At 44.0% G+C, this 23,242-nt stretch carries 18 protein-coding genes; 9 read left to right on the top strand and 9 right to left on the bottom strand.

The window, feature by feature from the left end; translation table 11 throughout:
* The first annotated feature begins 123 nt into the window (after positions 1-123).
* On the top strand, positions 124-1,371 hold the full coding sequence (locus tag IH597_07635) for a DEAD/DEAH box helicase (protein MBE0662323.1): 1,248 nt from the start codon (positions 124-126) through the stop codon (positions 1,369-1,371).
* 255 nt (positions 1,372-1,626) lie between these two features.
* On the opposite strand, the gene IH597_07630 is transcribed toward IH597_07635, so the two are convergent.
* From IH597_07630 to IH597_07620, 3 genes are all read right to left on the bottom strand, one after another.
* Complete coding sequence (locus tag IH597_07630; protein MBE0662322.1) at positions 1,627-3,234, bottom strand: M2 family metallopeptidase; 1,608 nt, start codon at positions 3,232-3,234, stop codon at positions 1,627-1,629.
* Between the two features lie 264 nt (positions 3,235-3,498).
* Positions 3,499-4,962 (bottom strand): cysteine--tRNA ligase, encoded by a 1,464-nt coding sequence (locus IH597_07625; GenBank protein MBE0662321.1) that lies wholly within the window; start codon positions 4,960-4,962, stop codon positions 3,499-3,501.
* 136 nt (positions 4,963-5,098) lie between these two features.
* Positions 5,099-6,040 carry an OmpA family protein gene (locus IH597_07620; protein ID MBE0662320.1) on the bottom strand — a complete coding sequence of 314 codons (942 nt, stop codon included), beginning with the start codon at positions 6,038-6,040 and terminating at the stop codon, positions 5,099-5,101.
* A 211-nt stretch (positions 6,041-6,251) separates the two neighbouring features.
* Between IH597_07620 and IH597_07615 the strand changes: the two genes are divergently transcribed.
* Both IH597_07615 and IH597_07610 read left to right on the top strand, forming a co-directional pair.
* Positions 6,252-7,505 carry an aminotransferase class I/II-fold pyridoxal phosphate-dependent enzyme gene (locus IH597_07615; protein MBE0662319.1) on the top strand — a complete coding sequence of 418 codons (1,254 nt, stop codon included), beginning with the start codon at positions 6,252-6,254 and terminating at the stop codon, positions 7,503-7,505.
* 13 nt (positions 7,506-7,518) lie between these two features.
* On the top strand, positions 7,519-8,469 hold the full coding sequence (locus IH597_07610) for an NAD-dependent epimerase/dehydratase family protein (GenBank protein MBE0662318.1): 951 nt from the start codon (positions 7,519-7,521) through the stop codon (positions 8,467-8,469).
* Between the two features lie 43 nt (positions 8,470-8,512).
* Here IH597_07610 and IH597_07605 read toward each other — a convergent pair whose 3' ends face one another.
* Positions 8,513-9,244 (bottom strand): YdcF family protein, encoded by a 732-nt coding sequence (locus IH597_07605; protein ID MBE0662317.1) that lies wholly within the window; start codon positions 9,242-9,244, stop codon positions 8,513-8,515.
* Between the two features lie 118 nt (positions 9,245-9,362).
* Between IH597_07605 and IH597_07600 the strand changes: the two genes are divergently transcribed.
* Positions 9,363-10,817: an aldehyde dehydrogenase family protein gene (locus tag IH597_07600; protein ID MBE0662316.1), complete on the top strand. Its 1,455-nt coding sequence runs from the start codon at positions 9,363-9,365 to the stop codon at positions 10,815-10,817.
* Positions 10,818-10,932: 115 nt separating this feature from the next.
* On the opposite strand, the gene IH597_07595 is transcribed toward IH597_07600, so the two are convergent.
* A complete protein-coding gene (locus tag IH597_07595; protein ID MBE0662315.1) occupies positions 10,933-11,583 on the bottom strand; it encodes a hemolysin III family protein in 651 nt (216 codons plus the stop codon).
* A gap of 313 nt (positions 11,584-11,896) precedes the next feature.
* Positions 11,897-13,639: an ABC transporter ATP-binding protein gene (locus tag IH597_07590; protein MBE0662314.1), complete on the bottom strand. Its 1,743-nt coding sequence runs from the start codon at positions 13,637-13,639 to the stop codon at positions 11,897-11,899.
* Between the two features lie 237 nt (positions 13,640-13,876).
* Here IH597_07590 and IH597_07585 point away from each other — a divergent pair, with 237 nt between their 5' ends.
* Entirely contained in the window at positions 13,877-14,569 is a 693-nt protein-coding gene (locus IH597_07585; GenBank protein ID MBE0662313.1) for a ComF family protein, read from the top strand.
* A gap of 222 nt (positions 14,570-14,791) precedes the next feature.
* Here the strand turns inward: IH597_07585 and IH597_07580 are convergent, their stop codons facing one another.
* The gene (locus tag IH597_07580; GenBank protein MBE0662312.1) at positions 14,792-17,371 is read right to left on the bottom strand and encodes a lamin tail domain-containing protein; all 2,580 of its coding nucleotides are present in this window, start codon (positions 17,369-17,371) and stop codon (positions 14,792-14,794) included.
* Between the two features lie 180 nt (positions 17,372-17,551).
* Here IH597_07580 and IH597_07575 point away from each other — a divergent pair, with 180 nt between their 5' ends.
* Together IH597_07575 and IH597_07570 are read left to right on the top strand one after the other, a co-directional pair.
* The gene (locus IH597_07575) at positions 17,552-18,550 is read left to right on the top strand and encodes an aspartate-semialdehyde dehydrogenase (protein MBE0662311.1); all 999 of its coding nucleotides are present in this window, start codon (positions 17,552-17,554) and stop codon (positions 18,548-18,550) included.
* 11 nt (positions 18,551-18,561) lie between these two features.
* The gene (locus IH597_07570) at positions 18,562-19,509 is read left to right on the top strand and encodes a bifunctional riboflavin kinase/FAD synthetase (GenBank protein MBE0662310.1); all 948 of its coding nucleotides are present in this window, start codon (positions 18,562-18,564) and stop codon (positions 19,507-19,509) included.
* Here IH597_07570 and IH597_07565 read toward each other — a convergent pair.
* Positions 19,489-20,019 (bottom strand): hypothetical protein, encoded by a 531-nt coding sequence (locus IH597_07565; GenBank protein MBE0662309.1) that lies wholly within the window; start codon positions 20,017-20,019, stop codon positions 19,489-19,491. The genes IH597_07570 and IH597_07565 overlap by 21 nt on opposite strands.
* A gap of 54 nt (positions 20,020-20,073) precedes the next feature.
* Between IH597_07565 and IH597_07560 the strand changes: the two genes are divergently transcribed.
* Positions 20,074-20,703, top strand: a complete 630-nt coding sequence (locus tag IH597_07560) for a ribonuclease H family protein (GenBank protein ID MBE0662308.1) — start codon at positions 20,074-20,076, stop codon at positions 20,701-20,703.
* Positions 20,704-20,851: 148 nt separating this feature from the next.
* Here IH597_07560 and IH597_07555 read toward each other — a convergent pair whose 3' ends face one another.
* Positions 20,852-21,430 (bottom strand): hypothetical protein, encoded by a 579-nt coding sequence (locus IH597_07555; GenBank protein ID MBE0662307.1) that lies wholly within the window; start codon positions 21,428-21,430, stop codon positions 20,852-20,854.
* 425 nt (positions 21,431-21,855) lie between these two features.
* Between IH597_07555 and IH597_07550 the strand changes: the two genes are divergently transcribed.
* Entirely contained in the window at positions 21,856-23,061 is a 1,206-nt protein-coding gene (locus tag IH597_07550) for a site-specific integrase (protein ID MBE0662306.1), read from the top strand.
* The last annotated feature ends 181 nt before the right edge of the window (positions 23,062-23,242 follow it).

The following is a 23,242-nucleotide window of genomic DNA, read 5'->3' as shown; positions in this document are numbered from 1 at the left end:
TATCAGGTTCATACTTCTCCCGCCAATCGTTTCCTTGTTAATTCCCGATTATTTCAAAACTTAACCCAGGACTATCCGAAAAGCCACGGTTGTTTCCGGCTGCTTGCATTTTAACTATTAAATATGATATTCGAAAATTTGAACATTATAGCGCCTATAACCCAGGCGCTCAAACAAAAGGGTTACAATGAACCCACACCCATACAGGAAAAGGTAATACCTCATTTTCTGAATGGCTCCGACGTATTTGGTACGGCACAAACCGGCACCGGAAAAACAGCGGCTTTTGCCATTCCTATTTTACAAAACCTCTCTCTTTCAAATTCCGATAGCCGCTCAGGTGGCATCAGGGCTTTGATTCTTGCACCAACCCGTGAACTGGCCATCCAGATCAGCGATAGCTTCAGCGATTACGGCAAAGGGCTCAAACTAAGACATACAGTTATTTATGGAGGTGTTTCCCAGAACCCGCAAACAACATTGTTGCGAAAAGGTATTGACATTTTAATTGCCACGCCAGGCCGTTTGATTGACCTGATGAACCAGGGGTTCATAAAATTAGACAAGATCGAATTCTTCATCCTCGACGAAGCCGACCGCATGCTCGACATGGGGTTCGCACCTGATATCAAACGCATTATTGCCAAGCTACCTGCACGCAGGCAAACAGGCTTTTTTACAGCAACCATACCGCCGGAAATCAGGGCCCTGGCCGCTAGTCTGCTACATAAGCCAATAATGATCACAACCGTAACAGTATCAGCTCCTGCCGAAGGCATCAATCAATTGGTTTACTATGTTGAGAAAGAAGGCAAAAAAGCCCTTTTACAACAAGTATTACTCTCCGACGAAATTGAAACCGTATTGATCTTTACCCGAACCAAGCACGGTGCGAACCGCGTGGCACAGGATCTGAATAAAGTTGGCATTGTTGCCGAAGCCATTCATGGCAACAAGTCGCAGCAGGCCAGGCAAAGAGCATTGAATGGCTTTAAGAACCGCACCATCAAAGTGCTGGTTGCTACTGATATTGCTTCGCGTGGTATAGATGTTGAAAAACTCTCGCATGTAATCAACTATGAATTACCTGAAGTTCCGGAAACCTACATCCACCGCATTGGCCGTACAGCCCGTGCCGGTTTGAAAGGAACCGCCATTTCGTTCTGTTCATCCGCCGAGCGTGGCAGCCTGAAAGATATTAATAAGCTGCTGCCTGTGTCCATCGAAGTGAAACGTATGTTTGGCTATTCAACCATTGAAAGTGAACAGCCAAAAGCAGCAACCGCTGAAAGGCCCAGGCACTTCAGGGCACCCCAACATGGGAACCCTGCAGGCAAGACGAAGAGGTCGTTTTACAGGAACAGGTATTAACAAAAACATCGCGCCCCAAATGGGGCGCTTTTTTTTTCTTTATTCCACCTTCTACCTACATCCGATCCCTATGGGATCTGCTTGTGCATTACAAGCACACCTGAGACTGTTTGCGACGTTCAGGCTCCGGAGGAGCCAGATGTTGGTAGCTCCTGATATTGATTGCCGGAGTCCAGGCTCCGTAGGAGCCAAATACCGGTTGCAAAAATGAGGGATAGAAAAAACGCTCCGTTAGGAGCGTGATTATTTGTTTGATTAGTTCACAAACTGTTTGGCATAATATTTTGCCGTTAGCTTTTCACCTGTGGCCTTTTCAATCATGTCGTTCCAGTACCAGCGGCTGCCAGGAATAAACACATCTTCTTTCAGATATTCCCCTACTTCAGGATGGTTCACAAAACTTTGGTTACGAAAATCATCCGAGCCGATCACATTTTTGGTGATATAGAAAAACAACTGCGAAGCCAGCAGCTCTCCTAAATGATAATTGTGGTAATAACATGGATATGACGCAACATGGATTTTTGTAGCCCAATCGGGTTCATTCCTGCCTTCGGGTTTGCGAAGTAACTGATAAGTTTCTGCCAGGTTCCACCAAAGTGTGTTCAGATCTTGTTCAGGATCTTCGTACATTGCTTTTTCAAACCTGTACATCACCTGCGACCAACGACTAAAAACCAATTGTTCGAGCCTTAAGCTGTTGAAGCTTTCTGCTGCTATTTTCTCCATTTCTTCCTGATCAATAATTCCCATATCGCACATCCACATGGGGTTGCTGGCAAAACGGCCAAAGATCATAGCAATGGCTTCGGTGGTAAAAGTGTGAGCGGGGTCTTTAAGAACAAAAGGCAGCGTCGGGTCAAGATATTTATCATAAACGGCATGACCGAATTCATGCAGATTGGTATTCATCCAACCATTGTTGGGTCGGATATTGCAAAGTACGCGCACATCGCCCTCACGGTCAATATGAATGCAGTAGGCATGCTGGTTTTTGCCGGGTTTTTCATACATATCGCTGTTGGCATGCATATCGTCTATTTCGAGGCCTATGCCATGATAAAAATCGCGGGTGAGCTTTACGATATCCTGGTCTTCATAATATTTGTCGAGGTCAACCTCATAAATGGCTGGCGCTTCCTGGAAAAAGCGGTTCTGATAATGCCAGGGCATCAGCTCTTCCTTTTTGATGTTATAACGCTTTGCAAGGTGCACATCAATGTCATCTTTGAGCTTCGCAAAAGCATCGCGTGTAAGCACATCCAGTTCATCAAAAAGCTTGTTCACGTCTTCTGGTTCCTGATCGCCAAGCTTGAGGCTCATTTCATGATAATTGCCGAATCCAAGTTCGTGGGCGATCTCATTACGGAGCCGGGCCAGATTTCTCACGTCTTCACTTACCAGCGGACCAATATTCTTGTGCGCGAGCCAAGCTTCTTCCAGCAAAGCATTGTCGGTAGATGTTTTCAGGATTTGTTCCACTTCATTGTCAGGGATTGACTTGCCCCCCACTTCAGCCCGAAAGTTTGAATATTTTTGTTCCACTTCGGTTTCGAGGCGAATCTTTTCTTTTAGCTTTCCTATGTCGGCCTGGTTAAACAGATAGTCATTATATAAAGCATTCAATTGGCGAACCATCATTTCATCCTGAACAGCGCCGGATTCCTTGATCTCCTTAAGGATCGCAAAATCTTCCTTGTTGGCATGAAGATCAGTAAGTTTGACTTGGGCTGCTTCAGCACGTGCCCAATCTTCAGGTTTGCCTGAGATTGATGCATCCCAATAAGCAAGGTTAGCTTCTGTATAAAGCGGTTTTACTCGTTCTTCATATTTGACAATAAAGTCTTTAAGTTTGTTTTCCATTTTCATAGTTTCTGATTGACAAGAAGTTAACAGTAACATTCCGATCACAAAAGTGACCGCTAAAGATTTACTTTTTGTTTTCATAACGACTGGGTTTTAATGATGCTGCAAAGTAACGGAAAGATTGTGGTGCAAGGAGTAGAAACGTCTTCAAACTTTTACGTCACAGTAAAACTGTCAACGTAATGACCGGATTTAGCTAAAAACAGTCAATTCGGAATTATTGTTTGAACCAAAATCAAGAATGGGCTCATCATGGAAGCATCATAAACGCTCCCAGTTTGTTCCATCTTTGCTGTCTTTCAACGCAATTCCGGCGCTTTTCAGTTCATCGCGGATCAGATCGGAAGTCTTGAAATCTTTGGCTTCGCGGGCTTGTTTGCGAATGCTGATAATGGTCTGCATCAGGTTCTCAACCAAATCGCTCTGACCGGCTTCTTCGGGTAAAAGTCCTAAAATTTCGGTCATAAAAACGCTGAAGGTAGTTTTCAGCAACTCAAGGTCTTCGCTTGTAATGCTTTCATTACCATCATTTATAGAGTTGATGATCCGAACCCCTTCAAAGAGTTGAGCAATCACAACAGGGCTGTTGAAGTCGTCGTTCATGGCATCATAGCATGCCTGGTTCAGGACTTTAATATTTGAATCAGATTTTTCGCCCGGCTTAAGTTTTTCAAGCGTAGATTTGGCAGTCATCAGACGTTTGAAACCTTTCTCAGCAGCCTGCAATGCCTCATTTGAGAAATCCAATGTGCTGCGGTAATGCGCCTGAAGTATGAAAAATCGGATTGCCATTGGGCTGTAGGCCTTTTCAAGCAAAGGATGCGAACCGCTAAAAAACTCACTCATTATGATGAAGTTGTTTAGCGATTTGCCCATCTTCTGCCCACTAATGGTGATCATGTTATTATGAAGCCAATAGCGTACACTTTCATGGCCGAGTGCGGCTGTTGACTGGGCAATTTCTGCTTCATGATGCGGGAAAAGCAAATCCATTCCACCCCCATGAATATCGAAAGTGTCACCAAGGTATTTGGTTCCCATAGCCGAGCATTCCATGTGCCAGCCAGGAAATCCATAGCCCCAGGGCGATGGCCAGCGCATGATATGTTCAGCATCCGCTTTTTTCCAGAGTGCAAAATCATACGGTTTTTGCTTTTCTTCCTGCCCATCGAGTTCGCGGGTACTGGCCAGAAGATCATCCAGCACGCGCCCTGAAAGCTTTCCGTATTGATGCGCTTTGCTATACTTTTCAACATCAAAATAAACGGAACCATTTACCTCATAACCAAAGCCAGACGCCAGGATCTTTTTAACCATTTCAATCTGCTCAATAATATGACCTGATGCCCTGGGTTCAATGGAGGGTCTCAGCACATTAAGCTGGTCCATATCGCGGTGATAGCTCTCAGTATATGCCTGAACCACTTCCATAGGTTCAAGCTTATCAAGCCTGGCTTTTTTTGCAATTTTATCTTCCCCTTCGTCGGCATCATTTTCGAGGTGCCCAACATCGGTGATGTTTCTTACATAGCGTACTTTGAATCCGATATTTTTCAGGTAACGAAAAATCAGATCAAACGTAATGGCCGACCGGGCGTGTCCGAGATGGGCATGGCCATACACTGTTGGCCCGCAAACATACATACCTACAAATGGCGGGTGAAGAGGTTGAAACGGTTCCTTGCTACGGGTCAAAGTATTATAAACGGAGAGCCTTTGTTGCATGCTTTAGTTTTGAGTTTATCGGTTTATGAATCGTCTTCTTGTGTTCATGCCAGAAAATCTCAGTATACCGACAGCTAACAACCGGATAAATTAAACCTTGGGAAAGCTATCAGAAAATATCCTGACACAAAAACAATTAATTCAGGTTAAGCAACTTCATTATTTCGTCCAGGCGTGGAGAAAGGATAATTTCGGTACGGCGGTTTAAGGCTCTTCCTTCAGCGGTTTCATTTGTTGCCCTGGGCAGAAACTCTCCTTTGCCGGAAGCCGTAATGCGTGTTGGTGTAATCTTATGGTCATCGGTTAAGATCCTTACAATGGATGTAGCCCTTGCAACACTCAAATCCCAGTTGTCCTTGAAAACAGCAGTCTTAATAGGCACATTGTCGGTATGGCCTTCAACCAGTATCTCAATATCCGGGTTCTTATCCAACACGCCGGCAAGTAATTTTATTGCTTCTTTTCCTTTGACCTCAACGGCAGCGCTTCCTGATTTAAACAGCAATCTATCGGACATGGAAACATATACTTTGCCGTTTTTAATTTCAACTGACAACTCATCGGCGTTGAATCCCAGCATCGCATTCCTCAGCACATCATTGAGCTGCCGGGTAATGGAATCCTGCCGGTTCAACATTTGTTTCATTTCGTTCAGTGAGCGTTCACGTTCAACCAGCAATTGCTCTTTATTCCTTAAATCCTCCGATTTGCTGTCAAGTTCCTCTGATTTCATCTGAATCGCCCTGCTGAACTGATCGGCCTGGGAAAGATTTTCGTTGATCAGGTTTTTATACTTCGTATCTAACTCATCATGAGTCTTGATCAATGCCGCATAATTCCTGTCAAGCTCATTCTTTTCCTTTGTAAGGAGATTGATCTCTTTGCTCATGGCAGCATTTTCTTTTTCCCTGTTTGCGAGGGTTATGCAAAGTTCATCACGCTCAGTTATTACGGCTTTGAGCCTCTTATTTCCGGGTTTTTTATCTGGTATAGGGTCACCACATTTGTAAACGGGTGCGCAGGAATTCATCATGCCAACCAAGGCAAGGGCCATTAGTAAAATGTAAACGTTTTTCATTTTTCTCAGGTATTGGTTAATTCGAAATTCCAAACATTATGTCTGTTGTTTATGAGTGTAAAATTAAGCCTTTCATCTCATTCTTAAACAACAAGGTGCATTTTATTGACAAATACTGTTTATCAAATGCTTTCAGGGTTTGCTGATCCTTTTGCAAATCATGGCTAAATTCCTAATTTTGCGGCCACAAAAATCTTTAAAACACATACAAATGGATATTTTTGAAAGGCGCTTGCAAAACTATGGCCCGATTGGCAAATGGGCTGAAAAAGCTCATGGTTACTTTATGTTCCCAAAACTGGAAGGTGAGATTTCAAACAGGATGATTTTCCAGGGAAAAGAAAGGTTGGTGTGGAGCCTGAATAATTACCTCGGGCTTGCAAATCATCCGGAAGTAAGAAAAGCTGATGCAGATGCAACAGCCAGGTACGGGCTGGCCTATCCAATGGGAGCGCGCATGATGTCGGGTCAAACAGAATATCATGAACAACTTGAAAGAGAGCTGTCTGATTTTGTGGGCAAGGAAAGCACTTACCTCTTAAACTATGGCTATCAGGGCATGGTTTCAATTATTGACTCGCTTATTGACCGCAAAGACGTAGTGGTATATGACTCCGAATCGCACGCTTGTATTATTGACGGTTTGAGGATGCACATGGGAAAGCGATTTGTTTTCCAGCACAACGATATGGAAAATTTCGAGAAACAACTTGAACATGCAAAAAGAGTAGCCGATCAAACAGGTGGCGGTATTCTTGTAATCACCGAGGGTGTTTTTGGTATGGCTGGCGATCTTGGCAAGATTGATAAAATTGCAGCACTCAAGAAGCAATATAATTTCAGGTTATTGGTGGACGATGCGCATGGGTTCGGAACCATGGGCGCAAATGGAATAGGAACCGGTGAAGCGCAAGGCGTACAGGATCAGATTGATGTCTATTTCTCAACCTTTGCAAAATCTATGGCCGGAATCGGAGCATTTGTGAGTAGCCATAAAGACATTATAAGTTATCTGCAATACAATATGCGTTCGCAGGTTTATGCAAAGTCTTTGCCAATGCCATTGGTGATTGGTTCGTTGAAAAGACTGGAACTATTGAAATCACAACCTCAGCTCAGGGAAAAACTCTGGACGGTTGTGCGGGCGCTTCAAAGCGGCTTAAAGGAAAATGGGTTTAATCTTGGTCGCACTGAGTCTCCGGTAACACCGGTGTTTCTCCAGGGCGGGGTTCCTGAAGCAACCCAGTTAACTTACGAATTGCGCGAATTGCACAATGTCTTCTGCTCAATCGTTGCATATCCGGTTGTACCCAGGGATGTGATCATGCTCCGTTTGATCCCAACTGCTGTGCATACGCTTGAAGATGTGTATCAAACCATTAAAGCCTTTATTGAAGTTCGGAACAACCTTCAATCGGGTAAGTATGATAAAAACTTCGTTCCCGACTTGTCAACTCAACACTAACTATCATAAGTACATGGAAAGAATTTTAATGATCGGCTGCTCGGGTCAGATTGGCTCGGAACTCACTCTTGAATTAAGAAAAATTTACGGCGATGGCAATGTTTTTGCCACCGATATCAAAGAAGCCCCTGCCGAAATCAGGGAAACCGGCCCGTTTGAAATCCTTGATGTATTGGATGAAGGGCGGCTGAACCATTTTGTGATCCGCAATAAAATCACGCAGGTTTATAATCTTGCAGCTGTACTTTCGGGCAACGCCGAGAAAATCCCTATGCAGGCCTGGGATATCAACATGAGAGCCTTGATGAATACGCTCGAGTTGGCTCGCTCAGTCAGGTTGAAGAAGATATTCTGGCCCAGCTCAATTGCTGTGTTCGGACCTACAACACCTAAAACAAACACCCCTCAGCTTACCGTAATGGAACCCAATACCGTTTATGGAATAAGCAAACTGGCCGGCGAGCGTTGGGGCGAATATTACCATAAACGCTATTGCGTTGATTTTCGCAGTGTGCGCTACCCGGGCCTGATTTCTTATAAAACTGAAGCTGGCGGTGGCACTACCGATTACGCCGTTGAAATTTACTATAAGGCCATTGAAGAAGGCAAATACGAATGTTTCCTGAAAGAAGATACAGGTTTGCCAATGATGTTTATGCCCGATGCTATAAAAGCTACCATTGATTATATGGAAGCCGATGCATCAAAATTATCATTGCGATCAAGCTATAACATTGGTGGAATGAGTTTTACTCCAAAAGATGTGGCTGCAGCCATTCGCAAGCACATTCCTGATTTCGTGATTTCTTACAAACCCGATTTCCGCCAGGCGATTGCTGATTCCTGGCCTGCCAGCATCAACGATGATGTTGCTCGTAAAGACTGGAATTTAAGCTACGAGTACAACCTGGATTCAATGACGGAGGTGATGCTGAGGGAGATACGGGCCAAATTGGAAGCTTAATCTTTGTGAGACGCTGACAGGCTTAAAAACGTCGTCAGGTCTTTTAAATCCACCCCCTTACCCAGTAATACGCCAGTGCCACATACTCACGCGCACAGATGAGCTGATAGTTCAGTTGTGTCCAGATTTCATAGCGTAATGTCAGTGTTTGACCGGCAGATGGCGCAATAAACCGGCGCTCACCGCCCAGTTTCTGATCGTCGAAACGCAGTTCGCCTTCGAGGGGAATTTCAAAAGCTGGAAAAGGGATAAGCGAATTGAAATATTCTTTTTGAAGCGACAACATACAACGCCTCATGTGGCCGGGGGAAGTTACAACCAACAGGCAACTTGATTTGATTTTCCCGTTTCTTAAGCCAGCCAATTCAAGTACTTGAGCACGGGTATTTTTGCCATCCGCGATAAACTGTAACATTTCCTGGTTAACGCCGCGGATCATCAGTTCTTGCATCATCATCCGTAAGCTTCCTTTTTCTTCGGCGGTATCTCCTGGCAGGCAGATATAAACCGGGCAATGCGGGAATTGCTTCCATGCTTCGGCAGCATAATAAATCCTTACCATATTCTCACCGCTGGGTATTCCTCCGGCACCAAACAAAACAATGGCTTCGGGTTCGGAACAAGTGTTTTCAATTCCGGTTCCAAGCCTGTGATGCGCGTAATACGGGCGGGTAGTGAATGCCATTGCAAGCAAAAAAAGAAAGGCTGATCCGGGAATGGCCAGGATAATGATAAGTACACGAACAATTTTTTTTAGTAATTTACTGCGCTTCATTCTTCAAGATTGAATGTGTAAAGATAAAAAATGAATTGATGTCTTGAGCCACGGTATTGACAGGCTCAAACCATCTGTGCTTTCATGCGTTTAATTGCAAACAACCAAATCCACCACGATGGAAACAATTCAGGTTAACCACGCCTATGTTGAGGAGGTGATGGGCAAGGCAAAACAGGCTGCCGAAATATTTTCCTTATATGATCGCGATAAAACAGATCGCATTCTGCGGGCAGTGTATGAAGCGGCTTTTAATAAGCGTTTCAGCCTTGCAAAAATGGCGCACGAGGAAACCGGTATTGGCAAAGTTGAGGACAAGGTGATCAAAAATATTATTGCTACGCGGTTCGTGTATGAAGACATTAAAGATTTCCCGGCAGCGGGTATCGTTTTTGAAGATGAAGTGAGTGGCATTACTGAAATTGCACGCCCGCTGGGCCCTGTGTTTGCCATTACGCCTGTAACCAATCCCACGAGCACGGTGTTGTTTAAAATCCTGATAAGTCTGAAGACAAGAAATCCGTTGGTGATAAGTCCGCACGGAGCAGCCCGGAAATGCAGCATTGAGGCAGCCCGCATTTGTTATGAGGCTGCCATTGAAGCCGGAGCGCCTGAACATTGCATACAATGGTTAAAAAGGGTGAGCAAAGAAGATGTGCTTGCTTTTATGAGCCACAAGAAAACCGCGTTGATCCTGGCCACCGGCTCTGTCGGACTGGTTCGGGCGGCTAACAGCTCGGGAAATCCGACAATTGGGATCGGACCGGGAAATGTACCGGTTTACGTTGGAAAAACCACGGATGTGGCATTCGCCGTGGATCAGATCCTGGTTTCGAAAACCTTTGATTATGGCACTATCTGCGCCAGCGAACAGGCTGTTGTGGTTTCAAAATATAATGCTGAAGCGCTCAAATCGGAATTCAAGAGGCGTAAAGCATATTTTATGAACCCTGATGAAATGGCTTTGCTTGAACCTGTTGCGTTTAACACGGCTCAGAAAGTAATGAACGCCTCGGTGATCGGACAATCGGCTTTTAAGATTGCAGCAATGGCAGGTTTTGATGTGCCGGAAGACACATCAGTATTGATTGCACCACTGGATCGCGTTGGGCTGGAAGCACCACTATCGCTCGAAATCCTCGCGCCTATCCTTGCGTTTTACAAAGTTGAAAATTTTGAGCAGGGTATTGAGCGTTGCCGCGAAATCAATAGATATGGCGGCCTGGGTCACACTGCAAGCATCTTTTCAAACGATGAATCAAAGATCCGTCATTTTGCTGAAACCATGAATGCTGGTCGCATTGTTGTGAACCAACCTTCATCGCAAGGAGCTCTTGGAGGAACCTATAATTCGCTGCAACCTTCCATGACCCTGGCATGTGGAACTGGCGGCAAGAACATTACTACTGACAACATCTCCGCTCGTCACCTGATCAATATTCAGCGCATTGCACAGCGAAAAGTAACAATCTGCCGCGAGCACCTGGCAGAAGGGGCTTATTGCTGCAATGCCCACATGAGCGTAGATGAAATTGAGAAAGTTTGCAGCAGGAATATTTCAACAAGCTATTAATCGGGATTCGTTATTATTCCCTTTATTTTTTCGTTTCGGGGACAACCACTTCAGTGAAAAGTTAGCAATTGGCAAAAATCGGAAATCCGAAATATTAACCGGTTGGCAAGAAGGCTTATTCAGGCAGCAAATAAAAAAATATAGCAAAGAAATGACAAATGCTTCCTCCCAAAACAAACAGGTGCCAGATTACATGATTGAACCGGTGTTTTCGCCAAAGATAAAAAATCACACCGGTACAATAGGATAATGCACCTGCAAGCATCCAGTAGAGCGATCCTGCGGGCACATTTTCAATAAGCGGTTTCAGCGCTATGAGGATGATCCATCCCATAGCAACATAAAGTATGGTTCCGATAACCCTGAGTTTATCAGTATAAAAAAATATCTTGAAAAGTACCCCGGCAATTGCCACACCCCATATAATTCCAAAGAGCGTCCATCCCCAGGGGCCTCGCAATGATATCAGGCAAAATGGGGTGTATGTTCCGGCAATCAGGATGAAAATGGAGCAATGATCAAAGAGGTTAAAAAATCTCTTGGTCCGTTTCTTTCGGATCGCATGATAAAGCGTGCTGGACATGTACAGAAGGATCAGGCTTGCCCCATAAATTGAGAAACTTACAATCTGCCACGCATCTCCATCGCGCATTGCCGCGAAAACAATCAGCAAAACGAGCGCTGCAATGCTGAGCAATACACCAATTCCATGAGTGATGCTGTTAAATATTTCATCAAGGTATAGAACCCAGCGGCGACGTTCCATAGAATGCTGTATTATCAGGCGTGAAATTGCCTTGGATTTAAAACTTATTTCATGGTTTTGTATTGCGAAACGGATGAAATATTTGTAAAACAATCAACCCCATTTATTTGTGAAACCTCTACGAGGTATTTGTAGAAATTGGGTTACTTTTCACTACAATACTTTATCGCCTACAGCGAATAAGCTTAGAAGTGAGACGAGTTCCGCGTAGCGTATAAAGTGTTGTAGAGTAACGGTTTAATAGTTCTGTTTTTTTCTACGTAGTGGATAACCAAGTTTTAGCCGGACAATAGTGTTTTTAGATCTTTAGCACTCAGCTAATTCCTCCGATCCCGCTGCCTCCGCCCGGAACTGCTGCGATCAGGCTTTTCGTATAATCGCTCGCTGGGTTGGAAACAAGGGCATCTGCTTCACCACTTTCAACAATTTTGCCTTCCTTCATCACTATCATCCGGTCCGACATGTACCTGACTACAGCAAGGTCGTGGGAAATGAAAATATAGGTAAACCCAAAATCGGATTTCAGACTGTTAAGCAGATTAAGTACCTGCGCCTGAATGCTTACATCGAGCGCAGAAACAGATTCATCGCAGATGATGAAGCGCGGATCCAAAGCCAGTGCACGTGCAATGCAGAGGCGTTGACGCTGTCCGCCAGAAAACTCGTGCGGATAGCGGTAGTATTGCTCCTGCTTTATGCCGACCCGTTCAAGCAATTCCTTGACTTTTTGCTTTCTTTGTCCGGCAGTTGCATGCAAACCATGAACTTTCATTGGTTCGGAAATAGCTTCACCTATTGTGATCCGGGGATTTAAAGAAGAATACGGATCCTGGAAAATAATCTGCATATGGCGGCGAAGCAAACGAAGTTTACCTGAAGTTAGCTTCCGTAAATCATTTCCCATAAAATGTATTTGACCTTCACGGGCTTTTATGAGCGAGAGCAATGCCCTGCCCAGCGTTGTCTTCCCCGACCCTGATTCGCCTACCAGCCCGAGGGTTTCACCCGGATAAACATCAAAACTCACTCCGTCAACTGCTTTTACATACTTTTTTTCTGTGCTGAACCAGGAAGTATTTTCCTGGAAATAGACCTTCAGGTTTTCGACACTGATAATTGGTTCGGAGCTATACAAACGTTTATGTTGCCCGGCACGTTTTTCAGCCGACACTTCTGTAATGTTAAAAATTGGATTTTTGCCTGGTTCATTCAGGAAATCAGCTATCACTGGTAATTTTTCTGGCCTTCTGCCAATTTCCGGCCGGCAGGCTATCAATCCCTGGGTATAGGCATGCGATGGCTGACTGAAAATTTTCCGGACATTTCCCTGTTCCACAACTTTACCCTGGTACATCACGGCTACCTCATCAGCTATTTCAGCAACCACGGCCAGATCGTGGCTGATGTAAAGCAATCCCATGTGGTATTTCTGCTGCAGCGATTTCATCAATGCAAGTATGCTTTTCTGAACCGTCACATCCAGCGCGGTAGTGGGTTCGTCGGCAATGAGCAAAACCGGGTCACAGGCCACCGCCATGGCGATCATCACACGCTGTTTCTGCCCTCCTGACAACTGGTGCGGATAACTTTTAAAAATTGATTCGGGGCGCGGAAGCAATACCTCTCTGAATAGCTCAAGGGTTCGTGCCCTGGCTTTTTTAAATGAATATCCCAGGTGCACCATCATGCTTTCGGTCACCTGGCTGCCGCAATTCTTTACCGGGTTAAGCGAGGTCATGGGTTCCTGGAAAATCATGCCGATTTTATGGCCGCGCAATTGCCGGATTTCTTCTTGCGTGGATTTCAGCAGATCAACGACCTGGCCATTACTTTTTGTGAACAATATCTCACCCCCGCCAATAATTGCGGCTTCCGGAAGCAATTGTAAAACTGATAATGCCGTTACGGTTTTCCCGGAACCAGATTCACCTACAATGCCAAGCGTTTTTCCGGGTTGCAGGCTAAGGTTTACATAGTCAACCGCACGATGCAATTTGCCATCAGAATGGAAATCAATGCAAAGGTTATTGATTTGAAGCAGCGGGGCAAAAGACATGTACAGCTATTTTTATGAAGCTCAAAGGTAAAGATTAACGAAGAATTCATGTTGGGGAATATTTCTTTCCTTGTATCTTTAATCCCTAATAATAAGCCAACTCAGAAAAGGATGTTTAGCCACGAATGCACGAATGAATAAAATACAAAATACAGATAATCAATATTATTAAATGATCTCTTTAAGATAATCTCACAAACAATGCCTTTTCGGAGGGCTCAATAAAAGATTTTCAAGATGCTTGCAACACTTAATGATTTCGTTTCCCTGTTTTACCCGCAGGTTTGCTGTGCCTGCGGAAACAGTCTGTATCGCAACGAAGAAATTATCTGTAGCTTTTGTCGCTTTCATCTGCCCAAAACGAATTTTCATAAGAACGTTGAAAACCCACTTTCAAAAACATTCTGGGGAAGGGTGAAACTGGAAAATGTGGGCGCATATTTTTACTTCAGCAAAGGCGGCAAAGTGCAACATTTGATGCACCAATTCAAATACCGCGGGCAATATGAAATTGGTGTTTACCTGGGCCGCTTATACGGCTCCGAACTCAAGCAAGAGGATGCTTTCCGGGATATTGAAATGGTAATCCCTGTTCCACTTCATCCTGATAAGCTCAGAAAAAGAGGCTATAACCAAAGCGAAAAAATTGCAGAAGGGCTTGCAAAATCAATGGAAATAGCAATGGAGTCCGGTATTTTGATCAGAACATATGCTTCGGCAACCCAAACCCGGAAATCGCGATTCAGCCGCTGGGAAAATGTGAAAGAGATTTTTGAAATTACCCATCCGGAAAAAATAGCCGGCAAACATCTATTGCTGGTTGACGATGTGATCACCACCGGCGCAACCATTGAGGCTTGTGCAACCCATTTGCTGGGTGTGGAAGGAACCAGGGTAAGCGTAGTTTCGCTTGCATGTGCGATGCATTAGAATACAATTCCAGATTCAAGATTCTATATTTCTCGTCGTAAGGAAATAGGTGATTGAGGATGAGTTGGCAGTTTGCAATTGGCAGTTTGCAATCGGCAGGCATGTGGCAATCGAATACATTACTCCATCACTCCAACACTCCAAACTGCATTACAGCATCACTGTATCACAAAAAAAGCCAACCCATGTAGGTTAACTTCGACCCCTATGCGCCTATAGTGCTTATAATCGTCCGCCGAGAACAGCGGTTTTTTTGTACTGTTTGATGTTGTCGTTCAAATCAAAAACTTCAATAAGAATAAGATAGTAACCGATGGAAGCTTTTTCATTATCGTCAGTGATTCCATTCCAGGAAAAGGAACCTGTGTTTCCGAGCAATTGGTTCTGAACCAGGCGGCGCACCAGCCTTCCACCCGCATCATAAACCATGATGGTTGCCACATGACCTGGTTCGGAAAAATTGTAAGAAATTTCAAGCACATCATTATTGCCATCATTATCGGGCGAGAAAATCTCCGGATTTAAACTGAATGGCTCCTCCCCTGCCGTAATTGCCATATATTGAGAATTCCTGTAAGCTGGTGTTCCATAACCCGCCGACGATGATGCAGAATGCCAATTGGTGGGATCATCAGCCGGACGATTAAAATCTATCCGCTCAAGCGACACGCCTTTAAGATTGGTGAGCAAAGGAAAATGCATTTCTTCCCGATATACAAGCCGGTCGAGAATTGTTTCGTTAGGATCGCACAAAACAGCAATACCACTTGCGTTTGAAAACTGCGGAACTGATACCATTTTAATAAAACCCCTTGGGTTGGTGGTCATAAAAAACTTTTTAACGAGATCCGGGCTGGTGGTCAGAACCAGGTAATCTTCAGGGAAAATAAGATAGCCTGCAGGTGCAATCTCTCTTACAGATGTCAATTGGTTCAGGATTGTATCCTGTGAAGCCAAACTCACATTTTTGAGATCAATTACCTTTTGTGATCGGTTATAAATTTCCACGTATTCAATGCCACCTGTTGGCGGGTTGAATAGAATTTCATTGATCACAAGATCATTTGGTTCGGCAAACACCGGATCAGCAAAACGTGTAGTTGTGCCTGATTCAATTGGGTTTCCGGCACAATCGGAAAGTGTGCCGGTAATGCTCACCTCATAAACAGTTTGCTCAGCAAAAGCCTCTGAGAACAGAAGGCTAACCGCGTCAAAGCGTGGTTCGAAGGGTATCGCAAACTCTGGAATTCCCATCTCCTGGTCAACAGCAAAATTAGATGGGTTCGCAATTCCGGTTTGATCCATTTTCTCGGAAAAATATAATGTTAGTGTATTGGCATCGCTGATTACCGCCCTGTCGAGCCAAGGAGCTTCCAGGTCCGGATTCGTGGCTTTCACTGAATTTGAAATACCCGGAGTGCCACCACGGAGGTCGGTGGAAACAATCCAGTTATTTGATTCGTTGCATGGGTTGCCGGGATCAATCATTTCAAGCGACCAGCCGCCCTCTGCTTTTGCACTGTTCTGATACCATTCGTCGGAATAGCTGACAGAATGAATGATGTTATTTTGAGCGTCATAGAGTGTAAGCGTGGTTCCTGAGTTGGTAAGGGCTGTTGACGAAAGCCCGTCAATAACGGCAACGGATCCGTATTGAGCCAAAGCAGCAATGGCTTCTTCGGTTCCAAGTATCAGGTAAGCATTTCCCTCAATTGAAACCGCAGGCAAATCGCGATTGGTAGTGCCGTGCCTGAATGTCCAGCCGGCCAGGTTGATTGAGTAAGGCGTTGCGTTAAACAGTTCAATGTATTCATGCGGTGGCAAGCCTACTTCCGGCGTTGGATCGGCCATGATTTCGTTGATGACTATATCGTATGGGCGGACTGTATAATAAGAAAAGTCAATGCTGGCCGGTTCCATAGTATTTGAGGCCAGGTCTTTCACACCCTGAACCGTAAGGGTATAAACCTGCCCGTCAATAAAAGCAGTGTTAAAATCCAAAATAAGCCTGGCCGGATTTGAAATATCCTGAATTATTGACGTCGGGCTTCCGATGCCCTGGTTTACCGAATAATTAGAAATATTGCTTGCTGAAACAGGGTTAACCGCTTCACTGAAAAGCAATGCCAGATTATATTGGCTTATGGCCTCTGCACTTGTAATCCCTGGAGGAATTGTATCAACAAGAATGTCTCCAACATAAAAATCATCAAAATAGAAACGGTTGATATTGCTGCTGGTATATTTACAAAACACGCCGAAGTATGAGGTATTCGTATGGGTGGCATCATTCGCGCTTCCTTCCGGGGCAAATAGATTGCCTCCCTGCGGATCGGCAAAAACTTCCCAATGGCCTGAGTTGTTTCGGAGTACTTTGATCCGAAGAATATTATTGGTGGCAGTGGCGAGGTTGCTGGAGCCAACCATAATTTCTGTTCGTTGTAAACCATCCTGGCGAAAAATATAAATGCGTTTATTGTCTGTTCCGGTTTTACCAATCTGTATGTAATAGCCATTCAACGAGCCTTTAAGATTTGATGAATTTGAAACCAGGTAAATCCTTGGATGGTTATTGTCAGACGGTGTAAAAGCCAATCTTACCCAGAAGTTCCATTCAGTATCATGTAGAACAGTACTTGGTGTTACGAGGTATGTAGAATCATTTCCTGCGGCTGAATTGATCCTGAGCTGGAGGTTTTCAATGATGAAAAGGTCTGTGTCACCCGTCCAGGTAGGATTTTGGGTGAAATCGCCATCTGAGAAATTATCAGTGAACTGCGCGAAAAGGAAAAAAGGTGTCATCAGCACAATAGATATGCAGATTGTTCTAAGCCGGTATGTCAGCATGGTTCTGAATTTTGTTTTCAGCGTAAATTTAGAGTTTTTTTCATTTGAAATTATTCAGGATCAATAACTGGTAGTGATTTTTTCCCATGCCCCTGAAAAGTGCTATTTTTGCCCTCCTGAATAATTTTGCGAACCATGAAGATAGCCGTAGTTGGTGCCACCGGTGTGGTGGGCAGTGTAATCATTAAAGTGCTTGAAGAAGGCCGTTATCTTCCGCTTTCAGCCATTAGCGGGTTTATTCCGGTGGCCTCAGTGGCTTCGGCGGGGAAAAAACTAAGGTTTAACGGCGCTGAATATGAAGTGCTGGGCATGGAACAAGCCATTAGCCTCAGGCCGGATATTGCCATTTTTTCGGCGGGAGCTAAAACTTCAGAAACCTGGGCGCCACTTTTTGTTGAGGCAGGCATCACAGTCATTGACAATTCCTCGGCCTGGCGAATGTTTGAGAACATTCCACTCGTGGTTCCTGAAATCAATGCGCATACTATTGGCTCAATGCCTGGAATTATTGCAAACCCAAATTGCTCCACCATTCAATTGGCCCTGGTTTTAGCGCCTTTGCACAAAACAATAGGCATCAAAAGACTTGTGATTTCCACTTATCAGTCAGTAACCGGTTCGGGAATAAAAGGCGTGCGGCAACTTGAAAACGAACGTCGGGGCGTTGAAACAGAAATGGCTTATCCTCACCAAATTGATCTGAACCTGATCCCACAGGGAGGCGCTTTTCTAGCGAATGGCTATACGACAGAGGAAATAAAGCTTGTAAACGAAACACGCAAAATTCTTAATGATCAGAACATTAACATCACCGCGACGGTGGTTCGCGTACCTGTTTTTGGCGGGCATTCAATGGCAGTAAATATTGAGTTCGCAAAAGATTATGCCCTGGAAGAAGCAATTGAAATCATTCGAAAAACAAGCGGGGTTGTTATTTTGGATCGCCCTGAACAATCGGTTTATCCAATGCCCATTGACGCTGAAGGAAAAGATGAAGTTTTTGTGGGTCGAATCCGTCGTGATATTTCGAACCAGCGGGGACTGGATCTTTGGATCGTAGCCGATAACCTCCGCAAAGGTGCAGCCACCAATGCAGTTCATATTGCAGCCTACCTTCACACGCTTAACCCTTAAAATACAGCCAGGTGAACGTTTTCCAGGGATCAAATCTACCCCATAAACTAAAAAACCCGGTTGTAACTGTCGGAACTTTTGATGGTGTTCACAGAGGACACCAGGCTTTGTTTGACAAGATGAAAGAAATGGCGGTCAGGCGAGGTGGCGAAACGCTGGTTATCACCTTTAACACGCATCCCCGGATTGTGCTTAATCATAGGAACGATATACGCCTACTGAATACTTTTGAAGAAAAGATCAGCCTGATTGAAAAATCCGGAATTGAAAATGTGTGGGTGTTACCATTTACGCGAAGCTTCGCCGAACTATCGGCTGCCCGGTTCGTGGAGGATTATCTTGCGCAAAAAGCCGGTGTGAACCACTTCATTGTTGGATACGATCACACCTTTGGCAAAGGAGGCAAGGCTCATTATTCTGAACTAGAGGCGCTGGCGGACAATCTTGGTTTTTCAATTGAAAAAATTGAGGCTATAATTATTGATGAAAAAATAGTGGGATCAACAACTATCCGTGAAGCGCTGATAGCAGGCGATATCCCCGAAGCCAACAAATTACTTGGCTATCATTACCCACTCACCGGTCGCATAGTCAGGGGAAACCAGATTGGGAAACTTATTGGCTATCCAACCGCAAACCTTTCGCTTACCGATTCCCGCAAGCTGATACCAGCAACCGGCGTGTACGCCTGTATCGTTGATTGGAAGGGCAATCATTACAAGGGAATGGGTAATATTGGTTACCGCCCTACCATTGATGCCAACCAGCTCACTATTGAAGCCAATATTTTTGATTTCGACCGCGAAATTTATAACGATCACATCACCATCCGGTTTATAGAACGTATCAGGGATGAACGCAAATTTGGTGGCCTCCAGCAACTGAAAGGTCAACTTGGTTACGACAAAGAAATGGTGCTGAAGCTATTCGGTGAAAACTCAGTTTCTGACGAATTTTAAGCCGAACGATACGATACCCCCGGTATTGTACTTGGGAATTATTTGTTCCACTGTGATGTTGCAAGTGCCAGCTTCATTGAAACGCAATCGTGTTCGTATAGGAATAACTACTTCATAAATGCCATCTTTTAGCTCTCCCCTGGATTGTCCATCGCGGTCGCGGATGGTCAGCGGCTGTTCCCAGATTCGCACTTCACCTGATGGCATTGTCATGATAAAATGCATCGGAATGCGCTCCAGAGAGAAATCATTGGTATGCCTTAAAACCGCCACTACAGCGTATTCGTCGGTGGTGCTCTTAACCGGAAGATCAAATGACAAGATATCGAAGCGGTGCCAGGTTGCTTCGCTGAAGGAATGAATATCTTCATGTTGCCTGCTATCCTTACACGATACCATCAATAAAAACAGAAGACTAAATATTATTATCGGCCTTGTCATAATACTTTCCGGGTTAACTGTCATTTGCCTGCAAAAATACGAAACCTTGCCTGATCCCTGGTTTCGCATTTTGGCCTTTTAAAAAATCAGTCAATTGAATACTTTTGTCCCTGGAATGCAAGTATGAAAAAGAAGAAATTTTATGTGGTCTGGCATGGCCTGAAGCCAGGCATTTATGAAACCTGGAAAGAGTGTGAAACACAGGTGAAGGGCTTCGCTGGTGCAAAATATGCTGGGTTTGAAAACAAAACTCAGGCTCAACATGCTTTTAACTCCGATCCATCATTGATTCTAAATTACAAGACCAAACCCGCGCCAGACAAGGTGCCGCAAGGATCCAAAGGAAGCCCCTTGAGCCATAGTATCGCTGTTGACGCTGCCTGTAGTGGAAATCCAGGGGTAATGGAATATCAGGGTGTTTTTACCGATACCGGAACGCGGATTTTCAAACAGGGCCCTTTTCCTGAAGCGACAAACAATATCGGCGAGTTCCTGGCCATCGTGCACGCGCTTGCCTGGTTGAAAAAACAAAAGCTTGAGCTTCCGGTATATTCCGACTCCAGGAATGCGATTCTTTGGGTTCGGAATAAGAAAGTGAATACTAAACTTGTTCGCAGAAAGAAAAACGAACAGGTTTTTGAATTGATCGAAAGGGCATTATTCTGGCTGAATAACAATCAATATTCCAATCCTATCCTGAAATGGGAAACTGATGAATGGGGAGAGATTCCGGCAGATTTTGGAAGGAAATGATTGTGAGGCTGTGATACAGTGGTGCTGTGATACAGTATTGAGTTTGTAGTAAAGCAGTAAGCTTTATAGCTGGCAAAAAAAAGCAGCCATCCGTTACGGTTTGAACCGAAGCGAATGGCCGCTGAGTTTTTAAATTTCAATGATTCTATTATTCGCCTTTTGAAGGAATCCTCACTGCAACTCCAAGGTTCAGATAAGCAATGCCATAGCCCAATTCTACCATACCGGCAATGTTATCTGTAAAATAATAGCGACCGCCTACAAACCATGAATAGGCAATACCGCTACCTGAGGCTGATCCGGTAACACCAGTTCCAAAACTCTTGGAGGTAACAATATTATATCCAAGCAACAACCCTGAATAAGTGTCAAGTTTTTCAACAAGTGGATAATGCAATACGCCTCTTGCTCCAACAATTAATGACGAATATTCCCAACCCCAGGTACTGCCAAATAATGAGTATTCATATTTTGAAGACGTAAATCCAAGGTATCCACCTAAGCCAAGGTTCAGGTTTTCAACATCAAACAGGTTGTCCATAAAACCAAATTCCAACGAAGCAGAAAGAGGTGGCACCTTGGTTTTGTAATATGAGCCTGAGTAAAGTGTTGAGCCAAGTCCGATCCCAAGGTTTAAGACTTTGTCGCCTTCCTTAAACCGTATATCCTGAGCGGTCATAACAGTAACTGTGAGTAATGCTAAAATGGTCATAAATGTTTTTTTCATAATTGGTAAGTTTTTTTGGTTAAACAAAAATGTTTGTTAATGAAGGCAAATGTATACAGGTTTTTATTATCAATGCAATTTTTTGTGCAAAAATTGAGCAAACAACATCTAAAATAAATGGTTTTAAAGATATTTGAGATAGCTTATTTCGCTTGCTTATAGCCTCTTTAAGTGTCCAAGTCATTTGAAAACCATTTGTTAGAAAAAAAATAAACGGCTTGAGGGCCGTTAATTTTTGTTGTCCGACTAGTACTATACCCCCTTCACTCCATTACCTCACATTATCATTATATATCTGATATACAGTTTTTTATAAAATCAACCATCGCAGCCAAAAGCATTAAAAAGCAGTGAAAAGTAACATTTGTTGTACCTATTGTTATACCTATTCATTATTGTTGTACCTTTACAAAAACCTTACAGCCATGGCAACTACAAAGATAATCCTAAAAACCGAAAAAGCAAAAACAAACGGAGAAATTCCCATTTATCTCCGCATTATCAAAGACCGCAAAGCCAAATTCATCTCCCTGGGAATCTCTATAGATCCCAAATACTGGAATGATAAGGATAAAGTTGTGCGCAAATCTCATTCAAATTCAGTCTATCTGAATAATTACCTGGCGAAGAAAATTTCTGATGCACAGTCCGTCTCCCTGGAAATGGAAACCAATTCAAAATATGTAACGCCTAAGAAGATCAAACAGGCCATTACAGGCAAAACAACTGAACAATTCATCCCTTATGCTGAACGCTATTACGAAAATATCGAGAAAAAAGGTCGTATAGGTTCACATCACAGAGCCAAAGCCGTAGTCTCAAAATTAAAGGAGTTCGTTGGTAAAAGCGATTTCACATTTGATGACCTCAACGTCTACTTCCTCAAAAAGTACGAAGATTACCTCCGCGATGAACTCAAGAACGCCACAAACACAATTCACACCGACATGAAGGTCATCCGCCGCATCATCAACGAAGCCATCAACGACGATATCTTCCCTATCGAAAAAAACCCCTTTCTCAAATACAAACTTAAGTGGACCAACACCGAAAAAGCCTTCCTGACCGAAAACGAACTCAAAGCCCTGGCAGATTTACCTCTGAATCCCGGCTCCATGAAATACCATCACCGCAACATTTATGTTTTTGCCGCCTATTCTGGAGGCATGCGCATTTCCGATATCTGCAAACTCCGTTGGGAAAACTTCGATGGCGAGCGCATACTCCTAAGCACCACAAAAACCGGCTCCGTTGTATCCATCAAACTGCCAAACAAAGCCCTCGAGATCATTGAACTTTACCGTCAGCCCGATCAGCAGACCTCACACTTTATTTTCCCTTTTCTCGATAACGAAGTAGATTACTCTGAACCCAAAGTTCTCTACCGTGCCATAAGCGGCATCACCGCCTACACCAACAAGGACCTCAAAGCCCTGGCCACAGATGCCGGCATAAGCAAAAACCTCCACTTCCACACCTCCCGCCATACCTGGGCAACCCGTGCCCTCCGCAAAGGAATGCGTATTGAATATGTTTCAAAACTCATGGGCCATGCCTCCATCAAAACCACCCAGGTCTACGCAAAAATCGTAAACGAAGAACTCGATAAAGCCATGGACGTTTTTAATTGATAAAACCATCCTAACCCCTCATTAATCCACAATCTTCCCGTCTCCCGACTTCTGACTTCCGACTTCCGACTCTCCACGTTCCCTATATCAAGATTTTATCAATCTCGAAATGTTGATAAATAATTCTCCCGTTTTCCTCGTTTTGATCCCAATGTGATTTTTGTATTCAGTATTTTTATGC

Source organism: Bacteroidales bacterium, assembly GCA_014860575.1.
GTDB lineage: Bacteria > Bacteroidota > Bacteroidia > Bacteroidales > JAAYJT01 > JAAYJT01.
This window is presented reverse-complemented; position numbering and strand designations above follow the sequence as displayed.

Coding starts and splice junctions, on each gene's coding strand:
- IH597_07635 (MBE0662323.1), top strand. CDS start 124: ATGATATTCGAAAATTTGAACATTATAGCGCCTATAACCCAGGCGCTC.
- IH597_07630 (MBE0662322.1), bottom strand. CDS start 3,234: ATGGAAAACAAACTTAAAGACTTTATTGTCAAATATGAAGAACGAGTA.
- IH597_07625 (MBE0662321.1), bottom strand. CDS start 4,962: ATGCAACAAAGGCTCTCCGTTTATAATACTTTGACCCGTAGCAAGGAA.
- IH597_07620 (MBE0662320.1), bottom strand. CDS start 6,040: ATGAAAAACGTTTACATTTTACTAATGGCCCTTGCCTTGGTTGGCATG.
- IH597_07615 (MBE0662319.1), top strand. CDS start 6,252: ATGGATATTTTTGAAAGGCGCTTGCAAAACTATGGCCCGATTGGCAAA.
- IH597_07610 (MBE0662318.1), top strand. CDS start 7,519: ATGGAAAGAATTTTAATGATCGGCTGCTCGGGTCAGATTGGCTCGGAA.
- IH597_07605 (MBE0662317.1), bottom strand. CDS start 9,244: ATGAAGCGCAGTAAATTACTAAAAAAAATTGTTCGTGTACTTATCATT.
- IH597_07600 (MBE0662316.1), top strand. CDS start 9,363: ATGGAAACAATTCAGGTTAACCACGCCTATGTTGAGGAGGTGATGGGC.
- IH597_07595 (MBE0662315.1), bottom strand. CDS start 11,583: ATGGAACGTCGCCGCTGGGTTCTATACCTTGATGAAATATTTAACAGC.
- IH597_07590 (MBE0662314.1), bottom strand. CDS start 13,639: ATGTCTTTTGCCCCGCTGCTTCAAATCAATAACCTTTGCATTGATTTC.
- IH597_07585 (MBE0662313.1), top strand. CDS start 13,877: ATGCTTGCAACACTTAATGATTTCGTTTCCCTGTTTTACCCGCAGGTT.
- IH597_07580 (MBE0662312.1), bottom strand. CDS start 17,371: ATGACACCTTTTTTCCTTTTCGCGCAGTTCACTGATAATTTCTCAGAT.
- IH597_07575 (MBE0662311.1), top strand. CDS start 17,552: ATGAAGATAGCCGTAGTTGGTGCCACCGGTGTGGTGGGCAGTGTAATC.
- IH597_07565 (MBE0662309.1), bottom strand. CDS start 20,019: ATGCGAAACCAGGGATCAGGCAAGGTTTCGTATTTTTGCAGGCAAATG.
- IH597_07560 (MBE0662308.1), top strand. CDS start 20,074: ATGAAAAAGAAGAAATTTTATGTGGTCTGGCATGGCCTGAAGCCAGGC.
- IH597_07555 (MBE0662307.1), bottom strand. CDS start 21,430: ATGAAAAAAACATTTATGACCATTTTAGCATTACTCACAGTTACTGTT.
- IH597_07550 (MBE0662306.1), top strand. CDS start 21,856: ATGGCAACTACAAAGATAATCCTAAAAACCGAAAAAGCAAAAACAAAC.